This window comes from Bacteroides fragilis NCTC 9343, assembly GCF_000025985.1.
Lineage (GTDB): Bacteria > Bacteroidota > Bacteroidia > Bacteroidales > Bacteroidaceae > Bacteroides > Bacteroides fragilis.
In genome coordinates this window covers 1,316,970-1,331,308 of record NC_003228.3, presented here as the reverse complement: position 1 = coordinate 1,331,308, position 14,339 = coordinate 1,316,970, and the positions used below count along the sequence as shown (strand labels likewise).

The following is a 14,339-nucleotide window of genomic DNA, read 5'->3' as shown; positions in this document are numbered from 1 at the left end:
AATCGCAAAATTAAAAGACATGGCTATGCAAATACAGATTTCTCCACCAAGTTTTGAAGAGGTCGACTCTTAGCCTTTGTCAATGACTATGATTAAGGCAAGAGCCAGCCTCCTCAATTTAAGCGTCAAGCGACTGGATTCACCAACTTTTCATCCTGCCATTCTGCAAGAGAAACAATCGAATTGTATTGCTCCAAAGTCAACACCGATTCACCATCGTCCGAACATTCGTATTTCCACGGCAGTTCGTAAACAGTATCTTCCTCCTGATAGCCCATATAGTTATGATACGAATTGGGAATCAGCCACACATAACCTTCTTCACGCAGAATCCTCAAGAGTTTTTCGGCATCGTGAATCAACAGCGGTACTCCGGTCTTATATAAAGCAGTGGCAACCTCAATGGCCAGTCCGACATTTGCCGAATAGCTATTAGAGATAACTATCATCCAACCCTGCTGCGATACCTTCGATGCAATGACATTCAGGCGCGAAAGTCCCAGCTCGCTATAATGGTCTGTTGCAAACCGTATAAAATCCTCTGGGCTGTCAATGTCATATAGTCTATCTACATCTACGAACTTTACTCGCGTGTAGTAGGCTATATCTCGCAGCTCTTCCGGAACATTCGACTGTTCTTTGTAGATACGATTTCCAACACCTCGTTTCCGGTAGTATGCTTCATACACCTCGTTAGCGATGCGGTAATACATACAATATTGCCGGATGGTCATAGTCTTCAGATGAGGTCTGAAATGTTCCTTCACTAAATCCTCCAAAGCCCTTATAGCAGTCTCCCGATCTTCCACCTCAATTTTAAACTTCGGTGCTATCCGATTGAGTTCCTTTCGTGCAATCCGCCCAGTCCGTTGCTGGTACGGCAGATTGTGCGCCACATAGTCGTTGAGCCCATCGGGATTTGCAACAATAACATCAACCAGCCTCTGCAAATAGTCGAAGAGTCGGGCAAGGGAATCACAATACCATGCGTTATCTGATTCTCCGTCGGCACAAGAGGAGCGATTCATAATGACGAAATGCGTATGCTTTCGGTCTGTAACGCAAATCGACCGGAACTCTTCGTATCTATAAGAGGCAACATGAAACCACTGCGTTTCCGTTGGATTGAATGCGAGCCAGTCCGCAAGGAACGCTTCTTTGCTTTGATACTCTCCCGAAGCAATTAGTTTCTCAATATCACCCCACTCCTCAGGAGTAGGGCGTGGCACCTCTATGTAGAAACCACGATGCTCATCATCCCCCATTACGGCAAGTCGCTCGAACTGACGCTGAATTTCAACCAGACGTTTCAGCATATTGCCACTAACGGTGATTTCACAATGGCGCATTTCACCCATTGCTTCTATATGCGAAGCGTTCAAGCCAACCTCCTTCGCCAAATCGACAAAGAGTTTTCTATCTATTATTCTTTCATTCATTGCTTTATGTTTATTAAATTTCAACATACTTTTCCGGATTAAATCCATTCACAAGGTGCTCATTCGCAAAAACATATCCCATCTGGTTACAGATTACCCTAGTGCTACCAATTTTTGTGTCGATATTGCTATGCGAGTGTCCATAAATCCAAGCATCTATCCGGCTGTGGGCAATCCAACTCCCATATTCGCTGGCAAATGCACTGTTCAGTACGGAGTTCTTGTGTTGTGGCGCAACCACCTTAAAAGTAGGCAAATGATGAGTAACCACCACAATATGACTCGCTGTACTCTCTTCGACGCTTTTCTGGATAAAATCCATACAGATTTCGTGCATCCGATTGAACTCCTCCACCTGTAGTAATTTTCCGTCAAACTTGATTTGGCGAAAGTCGTTCATACCTTTCCACACGAAATACTTGTCATTCGGGTTAATCCGCGACCATAGCGTACTCAGAACAAAGTCGGTATCATCGATACGGATTACTTGATTCTGATAGTACCCTACATTCTTCCGGAACATCCACTTCCATTGCAGCCCTCGTTCCATCACGTCTGAATAATTGTAATATTCGTGATTACCTGGAACTATCAGAACCTGCTTGTAATTATCTGAAGCCCATTTCCAAAATTTCACCATAGGAGCAATCCTATCCCTAAGATAGAATATATCTCCAGCCAAAACCAGCATATCACCGGTAGCAGGTAATTCATTATGCTTTAAATATCTGCTATTCTCCCCGAACTCCAGATGTAAATCGCTCATATATTGTATCTTCATTACTCTTCCATTTTTGATTGTTTAATCTGTTTTTCAATAATTGTCTTCACCTGTGCAAATGAAACTGGCATAAAGTTGTTGTTATCAACCCCGACATCATACTGTGTCGGATAGAGGTGTTGAAGTCGTGTGGCATCAATTCCGGTGTTATTATTCCTTGTATGCACATGACCGAACAGTTGCCATACATCTTTATATCCGCCATCAAAGCATAGAAACGGATAGTGATTCAAATATATCTTCTGCTTGTTCACCTCTATGTGCATCTGCATAGCCAAATGCTCAAATCTATCGACATACCCCTGTCTCAAGTTCTTCAAATCGTGGTTGCCGAGAATCAGATATATCTTGCCGTTCAATCTATCAAGTATTTTAGTCCATTCGGCTGAACCGCCAAGACAGAAATCACCCAAGTGAAAAACAATATCGTCCAAGCCAACTGTATTATTCCAATTGGAAATAATCGTTTCATTCATCATTCCCACATCCTTAAAAGGTCTGTTGCAGAAACGAATGATATTTCCGTGATAAAAGTGAGTATCAGATGTAAAGAACACCTTGCTGCCTTCAAATTTACAATTCATCTCTTCTCAATTTATGTGCATCACTGCACGTTAATAATCTGTTTGCCAATCACCCATCAGACGGAAATGACAGAAAAGCATCGTAAGATGACTGTCACAAATGGGTATAAAACAAAATAGTTGAAAAGTTCGGTAAAACTCTCCAACTATTCAGTTTATATTTTCAATCAGGGGTAGAATAAACTACACCATGCTATGTTCTTCGTTGGAAAGTATTTATAATACAAGGTTCAATGCCAAAGACATGAACACACGACACAGATTCAGGGCGTTTGTTACCCCAAATTGTGACCTTCGATAATATGTTCATTCTATTTCTCTGCATTGTTAGTTTTTATATCGTTTCAGAATTGGTGCAAAATTAGCAATTAAATTCTATATCACATATTACTTTCTGAAAAAAATACACGTAACTTCTTTGCCTATATGCTGCACATAATAAAAACTGCACCCATGCAATTAATGCACAGATTCAGTTCCTTATCATTTAGCTCATTCCATTGATTCCCAAATAATCCGCCGAGTCTCTTCCTTATACTCCTTGCGATCATATTCAAATCCTCTACACATCCAACAGCTACACGGAGTACCTGTAGTTTTGTAAACTTGCGTCCATTTTTCTTTTGCTAATTCAAACCAATGAGGATGTTCATAATAGCTTCCATCCTCACGAATGATGCAACGACCATAAGCGGCGTAAAGAATCATGCGAGCCTTAAACACACGTGCCATTTGCTGGCGTCTCCAAAGTTTGTTTCTTTTGTCCATCGTCTCTTTCTATTAAAGTTAGGATGAACAATGATGTTACTTTGGTAAGACTTAATATATCCATAGAATTTTATACTTTTAAATGTTATTCAGTTTGATGGCATAGAATCTCTTTGTACCTTTTCGGGTACAAAGTTGGTACAAATATATGACATTATATCAGTATGGGTGTAGATACTAATTGAAAACTGCGCCAAGCTTTATTTTACACTACCATACATTTAATGATATTTTACAACTATGAGTCGTCTATTTCCCTGGAAATTCATAGATTTCTATCAACTTATTCACCAAGTCAGTGGTACGAGCCTTAATATCCTCAATCGTCCATATATCTTTAGTAGCTATCTCACGATTTATTTCAAGCCCGTTCTTATAACCTATAAAGCGTTTTCCGTCCTTACTCTTTCGGTCGCGTTTTTCTTCAAATGACTTGTTGCCAAGTGTACTATTATAGCCCGTAATGGTAAGGTTTCCAATTTTGTGGGTGTATTCTTCCAGATACTTTTGGGCCAAATTCTTATCGCCATTAGCAATCATATCCACCCAACATTGTGGAATATTTTCCCCTTCGGGGAAGATGTGTTCGATAGTCCATACGAACACCTTTTTATCAGTGCGCCTCCATAAATCAGTCCATGTCTCCTGTGTCATGGCAGACTCTGCGAGTTTACAAAGTATGTAGCGCGTTGCACCTACATTATCTTTATATACATCGCCCTCCAAACTGCGGCGAAATTGTTCATCTGAAGCACAATTGGCAGGCGTACTCAGCATATCTATAATCAGTGTCATTACATCGTTTCCAACAGAGTTCGACTCTTCTATTTTACTGATAATATCCATAAAAATCCGCGTCAAATCACGTGTATTCGGATAGTCCGTAATATTTCTGCGAACAAAATACTTGGAAAGTAATCTGGTGAACAGATTGATTTGATTCTCCGTAATAGCAAGTTCTTTCTTATTCCTCATCAAGTACATGAGAAGAAGATAAGAAGGTGCACCTTGGATATGGTCAAGGTCTTCCAGAGCTTTACGATAGGTCGTTTCTGCAGAATCTTGTAGAATGAGCCAAGAATAAATTTGTCCACAATGCAAAATATCATCAAGAAAAGATGGTAAATCTTTATTGATAAGGTTCTCGAATATATTTAGCAAATTAGAGCGAGTGGCCACGACACCCAATGGGTCTTTCTTGCGGTCGTTATCACTTTGGAAAGGCTCATTCAAACGATGTTTGAAGGCATTATAATAGTGACGAAAAAAACGTTCCTGTATCCCATAGTCATCGGATAGGTTGCCGAGCAACATCTGCCAACGGTTGAAGCAGTCATCAATAGTCAGATTGTTACTCTCCGCCCGTGCCATAATAAGATTCTTCATCAGATCAATCGCAGTCAATGGTGTTCCTCGGTTGTTCAGTGATTCGAACAACACGTAAGCGTCAGAATGGGTAGAAACCTCTATCTTAACCAGCATAGCTTGCTTCACTTTATTATACTTGCCCAACAAGAAATTGACAGCATTATCACCATCCATACCCTCCATCTCTTTATCGAGACGCTTTAAGAAATAGGTGTAGCAGCGAGCAATTTTTCTCATGGGGTAATAAGCGTGCTTTGGTGCAGTAGCTTTTCGCAAACCCACCTCGTTCAATAGGTAATCATAGTCATCCTTATTGAAGTTCTGCACCTGTGGTACCAATTTCATTTCGTTCGGAGAATTTTTGCTTTTCAGCGACTTCCTTAATGACGGCAGCACGTCGCCGTCATCTTCGCTCAAATAGTCTAGATGTTCCTTTAAGCGAGTGTAGATAGCAGTTAGGAATAGGCTTATGGTGGTCAGTCGCTGCTGACCATCTATCACCTCCAAATAAGGATTGATGGTATCTCCCAAAGGAATGCATATGATAGACCCTATGAAATACTCATCGTTGTTTTCACTGATGTCATCGTAAAGAGCTTCCCATTCACGATAACTCCACGTGTATTCACGTTGATACTTTGGAATGGTATAGTAGAAATTACCATCTGATGAAAGAATCTCGTAGATATGATATTTATTAACGCTTTGTATCATGATGTTATACTTTACTTTGTTTTATTTTACAAATAATCATACACATTGGGAATTTTCACCTATGTTTATTTCTGCCCAATTACATCCTTTTCAAACCCTTCTGACGCATTAGCAATCAACGTTTTACCTATCTCCATCTGTAAATATTTAGGAAGACGAAGCAAATTTGCCATCAGCTGGCTATAAGTGAACTCTACTTTGATATCAAGTATGGTTTCTTCTTCAATGCTCGTATCAATTTTCTCAACGGTTTCAGAATCTTCTATAAAATCGGAAAAGTCCGGCTTCTCGATCCAATTTTCTATCATACCGTCATGCTTGATTCTTAGACGGATATAATCCCCACAATCAGCCGCCTCCGGAATTAAACCATTGGGTACATAATCTGCAATTTTACATATCACCTTTTTGTCTTTGTCAAGCAAGATATAGGTTCCGCTATCACATACCTTGGCTTGAAAATATAAATCTCCATATTCCGGCTTCCAATCAAGAAGTTTATGAGTTTTCAAATCAATTATGCCTGACCACATCCCTTTAGAAACCAAAGGATACTTGTTTTCATATAGTTCTCCAAGCCAATCATTGGCATAGCTACACATCTCCTCATTGTATGGGAAGTATATCATAAGGTAGTGAGCCACCTCATTCAAACTCTGTTTTTTGATTCCAACTAATATCTGTTTTGCCATAATCTATAAAATCAAATAGTAGTCAATAGACTCACATCAACATCAGGAATGATAACGTCCGCAAGTTTGTCTTCAACAAGGAATCCCATGTACAACGGAATGGTCAATATATCCCCCTCACATCCTACATTGTATTGGCCGAGCTTGATTGCGTTGTTGACATAATATACATCCTTGTTCTTAAGAACCGTAGTCATGCTTTTTGCCTTACCGGTCTTTGCCTTTACTTCAAGTATAACGCATTCACCCTTGAATCTTACCAAGAAGTCCAATTCAAGGCCGCTATCCTTATGAAAATAGTATAACTTTTGCCCGGACTTACATAAAAAATCAGCCATGAGATTCTCGAAGATTGCTCCCTTGTATCCAAGAAGATTACCCTTTAAAATATCTGCCTGAGTACCATAATCCAACATTGCCATAAGGATACCTATATCTGTGGTGTACACCTTGAAACTGCCTTTGATGGAATTACCCTCTAATGGCAGTTCCGTAATCTGCGTGTTATAGCATCTACGTACTATTCCTGCATCCTCCAACCATTGAATGCTACCTATATATTGTGAGGCCCGTCCACCTTTCTTGACTACAGAATACTGGAATTTCTTGTTCTCTTTAGCTAATTGTTTTGGGATAGACTCAAAACATTCGCGGATACGAGGTTTGTCTGGATCATCCGCATATTTAACCATATCCTCTTCGTATTCAGCTATAAGGTTGCGCTGCACCTTATATATAAGTTCAATATTCTTAGTTTCAAGGAAACAGTTCACTACTTCCGGGAGACCGCCGACAATGACATATCTGTACAAGAGTTCCATCATTGCCTTATGAATCCCATCAGGAACAGTACTTTCGTTCTCAAAACAGGATTTGACGGAATCAATAACCATATCGCTAATTCCGTTTGCCCATAAAAATTCCTCAAAGTCCAATGGATACATATCAATCACGGTCTCATATCCTACGGGAACAGAATCTTGCCCTTCCTCCTCTTCCTTTTTCTTCTTACTCTTATCGTATCCTTTCACGCCTAAAAGAGAGCCTGTGGCAATGACATCAAAGCGACCGTCTATATGAAATGACTTCAAGGCTGTCCTTGCCTCCTTACATTCCTGAATCTCATCAAGGATAATGCACGTTTTCCCATTGATGAAACGACTGCCTTGAATCAAAGCAGAGAGGTTGAGAATGATAGTATCAACATCTATATTGCCAGTAAAAGCAGACTTCTTGTCGGGTTCGAGAATGAAGTTCATATAAACCACACTCTCGTAGTTCTCCTTTGCGAATTTTTGGACAATATATGTCTTCCCACATTGGCGGATGCCTTTTATCACAAGTGGCTTTCTGTCTTCAGACTTCTTCCACTTGGCTAAAAATGTTTCTATTTTTCTCTTAAGCATAATTAAATCTTATTCTTTCGGTTGTAAAGTTACATTTTTTCCAGCGAATATGCCATAGAACACACATTTTTTCTAGCGAATACCACCTTTAATAGCACACTTTTTCCAACGAATCATATCTTTTCGCACAGAAAACATAATGATACCAAAGAAATTCCAAGAAAGCCACAATCTTTGGATTCAACAAACATTCTGTAACATCCATGCGGAAACGCCCTATCACTCAGTGCGTTGTATCTGATAGCAGATATTTTGCAAAAGGCTGGAAAGATGCAGTACAACACGTATATGCAAAACAATGAGATACAGCAACTTGCATTTATCCCTACATTCTGTGTACTTGTAAAAACAGAGGTTGTACATAAGCATCTACGCGATTCTATATTACCAGCCGTTTTAGTCTTCATATCTTTGCATAGCAGAAGGTGAAGATTTGGTTGTGAACTCAAAGGCTATGACCTTGCAGACAAGAAAGGCGTGACAAATACCTTTGCCACACAATTCACATCAGGTAGCCCGAAAGGGATATGCGGAATAATGGAGGAAGGAAGAAGAAGGCTAAAACAGGGAAAGGTAAAACCGAGGATATGCCGCCAAAGCACATAGCCCAGACAACGACTGGTGAAAAGAGACAGAACTGAAAGGACAAAGTAATGTCTCCTTTAACAATTTTGCTGGCCAAAAGAAAAATAGGTATGGCTTTGGGAGCTTATAAAAGCCATTTAGTTTAGAACTTGAAGAGATATACAAAAAACAGACTAAACTTTATTATATTTGCAGTGTGCTTCGAATATCATCATATGATGAGAACGGGATTGTTTTTCTTTCCGAGGGACAAAAAAATTGGCCTAAAAAACATCAAGGGATAGACCTTATATTTGCTCTTTTTATCTTTTGGATAGCAAATTTTTCTCCCCAGTTTGTCCCCGAAGCATTTCACAAAAACATAATATATTAAATATCAATTTATTACAAGTCAAAAATAATACAAAACATTTTCTGCATCGAAAAAGGAAAAATTAGCTCCAGAAATCGCCTTTTTTATCAAAGTCTTTTCATTTGTTTTCTTGTACCGGAAAAACGCATTATCTTTGCAAAAATTCAGCGCAGAAAAAAGGGCAAAATCAGACTTTCCTACCATTTAAGTTTCAAACTATTGGTAATCAACTGGTCTAATATGCTTGCATCGGCAAGTAAACAACCTAAGAATCATTGCCTTATACCCAATTTGAATACCTAAATATTATGGCAGACAATTATATCGAAAGACAATACGAGCAATATGAAGCCAGAAAAGCGGCTTGGGAAAAAGCACGCAAATATGGCAAAAAGAAAACGGGGATCACTCACCCTGCTAGAACTGAACAACCGGGCCAAACGACAACAGAGCCCCATCATTATAAAAGAGTATTTGTTACGGGAGGAGCCAATGGAATTGGTAAAGCCATTGTAGAAATATTCTGTAAAAGTGGGTATCGGGTGGCATTTTGCGACAAAGACGGAATAGCAGGAAAACGTACTGCAGAAGAAACAGGAGCCATTTTTCATCAAGTTGACATAAGCGACAAGGATATGCTTGAACACTGCATGCAATCCATCATTGAGGAATGGGATGACATTGATATCTTAATCAATAACGCAGGTATCAGTGACTTCTCTCCTATCACTGAAACAAGCATAGAAGATTTCGACAGGATTCTATCCATTAATCTACGCCCGGTATTTATTACTTCACGCTTCATAGCTATCCACCGTCAATCGCAAACAACATCCAATCCGTACGGAAGAATCATCAATATCTGCTCTACCAGGTATTTAATGAGTGAATCCGGCAGCGAGGGATATGCAGCTTCTAAAGGGGGAATCTATTCACTGACACACGCGTTAGCCTTGTCACTTGCCCAATTCCATATCACAGTCAATTCTATTGCGCCGGGCTGGATACAAACCCATGACTACGATCGTCTCCGTCCGGAGGACCATGCGCAACACCCTTCAAGAAGAGTCGGTAAACCGGAAGATATAGCCCGCATGTGTAGATTCCTTTGTGAAGAAGGAAATGACTTTATCAACGGTGAAAACATCACGATTGACGGAGGGATGACTAAAAAGATGATTTACACGGAATAATATAGTTCCGAACCAAACATACAGAAGTAAATGGAATATGGTATTATAACGTACTAAAACCATCTCCACTTTTCCACTCCATGATACATTTTACTTTAAAGTCCTTGTTTCTATTTAAATGATACTCCAAATAAAAAGCTGCCCGGAAAATTTCCGGGCAGCTTTTTATTTGCCTCCGTTCAAACAACGGAGTATTCTTTTACAGAAGTTTAAAACTTACGTGTGTTCAGGTTCTTGTCGACCAAAACGCCATCAATAGCTTTCAGATCAAACTTCACAGCGCGTTTCGCTTTCAGCTTCAGAATAAACAGATCGTTTGTTCCTTCGAGGGCTTCTTTAGCTCCGAGGTTAACAAATGTAGGATAGAGTGCTTTTGTACCATTGGTATGGAGTCTGTCATAAGTCAGATTTTCCATAGCTTTGAGGTTCAGAGGTTCTACACCCACGAATTCATAATCCTGCTGATTGTATGGCAACGCAAAACTCAACGCATTTACAGAGCGGAGGTTGACACCTTTTACAAGCACTTCAACAACATCACCCTTACTGTAATTCCGTTTAGCAGTACTGATTTCAATGGTACCATCCAGTTTCTCAATCGGCTCTTCACTTACACCATCTTCCAATTGTGTTGCCACTACAGAAATATCATAAGCGTCAATCAAACCATTCTGATCAATGTCGCCTACACTGATATAGCCTTCATAGTCGGAATCACCTTTTCTCAGACCGGTATAGTTGGTATACGAGGTTAAATCGTTATTGTCGATCTTACCATCGTTATTGATATCACCCTGCAAACGGCTCTCGGTTCCGGGAACTTTAAATACATACAATTCCCTACCCGAACCATAGTTGTTTACACCTTCTGTTACAGCCAGTTTGATATAGCGTGCAGTCGGACGTTCAGTAAATGTAAATACTTTCACATCACCATTACGTTTCCAGTCGATTGCTCCGGCCTCGGTCCAGTTTTCCTTATCCATACTATAATATACAGTACCTTTCAGGATCGTTCCGTTACCACCATCGGTACGTGGCAGGTATTCGAATTTATCCAGCTGGTTCACTGTTCTCAGATCGATAATCATATCATAAGGCAGTGCTTTTGCTCCATACTTCGTATGCCACATATCACCCAGCTCGGCAAAGTCGAACAAACGATCGATATCAAATCCTTCCTGATTCTTCGCAGTTGTTTCACCCTTGATTCCGTGAAGAGCAAATTCCAGCGGATTAGCTTTTGTCTTAGCACCGAATTCAGCCCAATCCGAATAGCCATCCTTGTTTACGGAACGAATCTTAAATGTATAGTCTGTTTCAGCAGCCAGTCCGTCAAACAGCAACTCAGTATCCTTTATTGTTGTATACAGCATGCCATTGAATTCTATTTCATAAAAATCAGCATTCGGCACTTTGTTCCATGTCGGCTTCAAGGTATAAGCCTCAATATCTTCGGCAGCAATTCGGGCAGCAGGAGCGGTCAACGAACCGGAGGTTACTCTGTAATTATCGGCAGGTGCATATTGGAAGCCTTCGATATCCATTACAACTTGATTTTTAGTAATATCGGTAGCGGCCAGTTTCACAAGAACTTGAGGATTCTTAGTGATAACCTTCTTCTCAAATTCACTGCCCTTTGTAGCAAACTTATTCAAATTAGGAGCAGCGTCATAGAAGTATACGTTTTCACCTTTCCGGAAATCATCCATAGAAGACACTTCGGTCAACTTCACTTTGCCTTTACCTATCTGAGCAGAAACCTTCTTCGGCTTAGCAGTAACATTTACTCTGAATTCTGTGGCTTTCTCTTTTACAAAGCCGTCGAAATCACCCTGTGTAGGACGAATAGAAATCTTCACATTATTCTTTGAATCAACATTCGATTCAATGAAAGTAGTGGTTCCTTTACCCTCTTTATATGCTTCAGATATACCGTCATCGTCATATTCAACGGTCATCATGTGCTTATACGGATAGATTTCGTAGATACGAAGTCCCTTATTAATTTCAGCAACGTTATTATTAGGATTGGTCATCGGGATGATAGCTCCGTTCTTTACGAATACCGGAAGCTTCCAGAGAGGAGCGGCAAAATTGTTGAGAACACAGTTACCCTGATATTTCTCTCCGGTAAAATAATCGATCCACTCTCCTTCGGGCAAATAAATGCCATCACGGATATCATTGCCTTCAGCATCTGCTTTGGTAGCTTTGTAAATGGGGGCTACTAAAAAATCGGTACCATACATAAACTGATACTGCGTAGCTGTTCCCAAGGTGTAAGCATTCGGATATTCCAGGAACATGGCACGGATAAGCGGCATACCGGTTACAGCCTCTTTTGCAAAACTATAAGTGTAAGGCAGTAATTCCGATTTCAGTTTCAGATACCAGCGATTGATAGAAGTGGCAGGTTCGCCCAGAGCGTGAGGATACTTTTCATTAGATCCCCATCCGTCCATATTCAACTGCATCGGAGTGAAAGTTTTCCACTGGAAGTCTCTGGTGTTGACAATCATATTCTTGCCGCCAAAGATGCCATCCATATCCGAAGAAATATTAGGTTGGCCTGACAGGCCTGAACCGATATAGGTCGGAATATGGAAACGGATGTACTCCCATACACCGCCTGTCTGGTCACCCGACCAGATTCCGGCATATCGTTGCGTACCGGCCCAACCGTCAAGTGAAATAATGAACGGACGTGCATCGTTACCGTAATAAGGCATAATGTGACCCACATCTGCCACTCCATTCAATCCGAACGAATATCCCCAACCGACCCATGCTACGTCTGTTTTCAACACACGCACACCGGCATCTCTAACTTCTTTCACGATATCTCTTTGCAGCAATGCACTGACGCCTTCTTTCGGATGTAAATCCGATTGTGTCCACAATCCAATTTCAACGCCATTCTTACGGGCATAGTCACCCAGACTTTTCAGATTCTGAATGTTTCCGTCGAGTGTCTCCGTCTGTCCGTATCCGGCACCATATCCATCATTCGGCAGGAGCCAGCCCAACGGCATATCGTGATTCTTGTAACGGTCAATCACTGCACGGGCCGAGAACTGATAATTATTCTTTTCACCGTTCAATGATTCTTTGATTCCGCCATTATCTTTCTGACTTTCTTTATAACGCTTTCCATCTTCGAACAAGATTCCTTTTTCGTCTTCTTTCCAATAGTCGCGATTGTAAGCATTCAAATGTCCCTGATAGAAACCGAACTTGGGCAGCAACACCGGATTACCGGTCAACTGATAGAAATCATTCAACACGCCCACAGCTCCGTCGCTAACCATATAAAAGAGATCGAGATATGGAGAATCATGTGTAAGTTTCACTTTTCCCTTCTCGTCTGCACCGAAATCATATTTACCCGGTTTGAAGGTATACCACATCATACCATAGCCATTGGTCGACCAATAGAATGGCGCAGGAGAAGCTACTCCACCGTCAGTCCAACTATTCTCGTTTACAATATTAATGGCTTTTCCTTTGTGTGAAAAACGTCCGTTCTGCACACCGCCACCATAAAAATATTCATTGGGATTTTCTTTCAGGGTTACAGTCACTTTTCCCTTATCGAACAGTACGGGTTCTACCTCTTCAAAGACAACAGTATTCTTTTCCAAGTCAATCACTTTCATCAAAGAAGTATTCTTGTCGATTTCCACTTTGATTTTCCCCGTAGTGATAGAGATGAGATTGCTGCCATCATTCAAGTTGAGTGTAGAAACTGTGTTTCTGGGATTGTTTACCAGAATTTGTGCTTCAGGTTTTGCTTCCGGATCACGGATGATTCCTCCGGCATTGTCCTGAAATACTCTGAAGATGTTTTCCCCGTAGAAATCGAATGTCATTCTCTGATTATTAGAGAATAATACTTCAATCGTTGTCGGATTGATTTTCTTTGCACTAACGATCTTCAAGTTTTGTTGTGTCACTTCTCTAACGATTTCGGACCTGTGCATTGCCTGCGCAGGCGAACCGGAAAACATCAGAGGCAAAGCGAGGGCGAACAGCACTGCTTTTCGCTGCCTACAATTACCAATTGCGTTTTTCATGATTTTTACTATAAAATTTCAACTAAATATTACTCCATTCTGTCAATAGATTGAATACGCAAAAATAGGCAAAAGTATTCATAAAAGACATATTTTATGAAAATAAATACAAGTAAATACGCTTGCTTCCTATAATTCAGGAAGTACTTTCGCACCTTATGCCTCTTTCCTCCTAATCATCAATCTCAAAACATGGGGATGTTCTTATACTAAACATCCCCATGTTGTCCACCTAAACATCCCCATGTTTTGATAGTAAACATCCCCATGTTTTCCTATGTGGCATTAGAACATAAGACTATCCGGTCAGCAAGATAAAGCACTTGCCTTGTTACGTAAGCTAACAACCGGTTCGTGATATCGGTAGACTACTTCCTTAAA

General features: G+C 40.4%; 9 protein-coding genes. 1 reads left to right on the top strand and 8 read right to left on the bottom strand.

The features are described from left to right. Positions 1–125: 125 nt before the first annotated feature. The 7 genes from BF9343_RS05025 to BF9343_RS04995 form a co-directional block, all read right to left on the bottom strand. Positions 126–1,439 (bottom strand): hypothetical protein, encoded by a 1,314-nt coding sequence (locus BF9343_RS05025; RefSeq protein ID WP_010992291.1) that lies wholly within the window; start codon positions 1,437–1,439, stop codon positions 126–128. Positions 1,440–1,452: 13 nt separating this feature from the next. Then, complete coding sequence (locus BF9343_RS05020) at positions 1,453–2,220, bottom strand: metallophosphoesterase (protein WP_010992290.1); 768 nt, start codon at positions 2,218–2,220, stop codon at positions 1,453–1,455. Continuing rightward, a complete protein-coding gene (locus tag BF9343_RS05015; RefSeq protein ID WP_010992289.1) occupies positions 2,220–2,804 on the bottom strand; it encodes a metallophosphoesterase in 585 nt (194 codons plus the stop codon). Before BF9343_RS05015 ends, BF9343_RS05020 begins: the two co-directional genes overlap by 1 nt. 492 nt (positions 2,805–3,296) lie before the next feature. After that, positions 3,297–3,572 (bottom strand): hypothetical protein, encoded by a 276-nt coding sequence (locus tag BF9343_RS05010; protein WP_010992288.1) that lies wholly within the window; start codon positions 3,570–3,572, stop codon positions 3,297–3,299. A gap of 249 nt (positions 3,573–3,821) precedes the next feature. After that, positions 3,822–5,654 (bottom strand): DUF262 domain-containing protein, encoded by a 1,833-nt coding sequence (locus BF9343_RS05005; RefSeq protein ID WP_010992287.1) that lies wholly within the window; start codon positions 5,652–5,654, stop codon positions 3,822–3,824. Positions 5,655–5,719: 65 nt separating this feature from the next. Then, positions 5,720–6,346: a hypothetical protein gene (locus BF9343_RS05000; RefSeq protein WP_010992286.1), complete on the bottom strand. Its 627-nt coding sequence runs from the start codon at positions 6,344–6,346 to the stop codon at positions 5,720–5,722. An 11-nt stretch (positions 6,347–6,357) separates the two neighbouring features. Then, positions 6,358–7,752 (bottom strand): ATP-binding protein, encoded by a 1,395-nt coding sequence (locus tag BF9343_RS04995; RefSeq protein WP_010992285.1) that lies wholly within the window; start codon positions 7,750–7,752, stop codon positions 6,358–6,360. A gap of 1,245 nt (positions 7,753–8,997) precedes the next feature. Here BF9343_RS04995 and BF9343_RS04990 point away from each other — a divergent pair. Then, positions 8,998–9,882, top strand: a complete 885-nt coding sequence (locus BF9343_RS04990) for an SDR family NAD(P)-dependent oxidoreductase (RefSeq protein WP_010992281.1) — start codon at positions 8,998–9,000, stop codon at positions 9,880–9,882. Between the two features lie 209 nt (positions 9,883–10,091). Here the strand turns inward: BF9343_RS04990 and BF9343_RS04985 are convergent, their stop codons facing one another. After that, positions 10,092–13,958: a TIM-barrel domain-containing protein gene (locus BF9343_RS04985; RefSeq protein WP_005812948.1), complete on the bottom strand. Its 3,867-nt coding sequence runs from the start codon at positions 13,956–13,958 to the stop codon at positions 10,092–10,094. Positions 13,959–14,339 lie beyond the last annotated feature (381 nt).

Bases quoted from the DNA above. Each gene is read 5' to 3' on its own strand.
- BF9343_RS05025 (WP_010992291.1), bottom strand. From the start codon at position 1,439: ATGAATGAAAGAATAATAGATAGAAAACTCTTTGTCGATTTGGCGAAG.
- BF9343_RS05020 (WP_010992290.1), bottom strand. From the start codon at position 2,220: ATGAAGATACAATATATGAGCGATTTACATCTGGAGTTCGGGGAGAAT.
- BF9343_RS05015 (WP_010992289.1), bottom strand. From the start codon at position 2,804: ATGAATTGTAAATTTGAAGGCAGCAAGGTGTTCTTTACATCTGATACT.
- BF9343_RS05010 (WP_010992288.1), bottom strand. From the start codon at position 3,572: ATGGACAAAAGAAACAAACTTTGGAGACGCCAGCAAATGGCACGTGTG.
- BF9343_RS05005 (WP_010992287.1), bottom strand. From the start codon at position 5,654: ATGATACAAAGCGTTAATAAATATCATATCTACGAGATTCTTTCATCA.
- BF9343_RS05000 (WP_010992286.1), bottom strand. From the start codon at position 6,346: ATGGCAAAACAGATATTAGTTGGAATCAAAAAACAGAGTTTGAATGAG.
- BF9343_RS04995 (WP_010992285.1), bottom strand. From the start codon at position 7,752: ATGCTTAAGAGAAAAATAGAAACATTTTTAGCCAAGTGGAAGAAGTCT.
- BF9343_RS04990 (WP_010992281.1), top strand. From the start codon at position 8,998: ATGGCAGACAATTATATCGAAAGACAATACGAGCAATATGAAGCCAGA.
- BF9343_RS04985 (WP_005812948.1), bottom strand. From the start codon at position 13,958: ATGAAAAACGCAATTGGTAATTGTAGGCAGCGAAAAGCAGTGCTGTTC.